The sequence below is a fragment of the Nocardioides guangzhouensis genome (genome assembly GCF_004519545.1).
Classification (GTDB): Bacteria; Actinomycetota; Actinomycetes; order Propionibacteriales; family Nocardioidaceae; genus Nocardioides; species Nocardioides guangzhouensis.
Window position 1 is genome coordinate 1 of sequence record NZ_SDKM01000139.1, and the last position, 502, is coordinate 502.

Below are 502 nucleotides of genomic sequence, written 5' to 3' on the forward strand. Positions count from 1 at the left end.
CCTGCTTGCAGGTCACCGAGCAGGTGTGGCACCCGATGCACTTGTCGAGGTTCATCACCATGCCCATCTGGGCCATGACGCGCATCAGTACGTCACCTCCTGGGACCGCTTGCGGACGGTGGCGACCATGTCGCGCTGGTTCCCGGTGGGACCGAAGTAGTTGAAGGTGTAGGAGAGCTGGGCGTAGCCGCCGATCAGGTGGGTGGGCTTCACCAGCAGCCGGGTCACCGAGTTGTGGATGCCGCCGCGGCGGCCGGTGGCCTCCGACTTGGGGACGTCGATCGTGCGCTCCTGCGCGTGGTGCACGTAGACCACACCGGCCGGCATCCGGTGGGAGACGATCGCCCGGGCGACCAGCACCCCGTTGGCGTTGACCACCTCCACCCAGTCGTTGTCGGCGGCCTCGATCGCCGCCGCGTCCGACGGGCTCATCCAGACCGTCGGTCCGCCACGCGACAGCGAGAGCATCAGCAGGTTGTCCTGGTACTCCGAGTGGATCGAC

At 67.3% G+C, this 502-nt stretch carries 1 protein-coding gene; it reads right to left on the reverse strand.

The features are described 5' to 3' along the window. Nucleotides 1–84: 84 nt before the first annotated feature. A partial coding sequence (locus EKO23_RS24835; protein WP_281281003.1) for a molybdopterin dinucleotide binding domain-containing protein occupies nt 85–502 on the reverse strand: 418 nt, incomplete at its 5' end.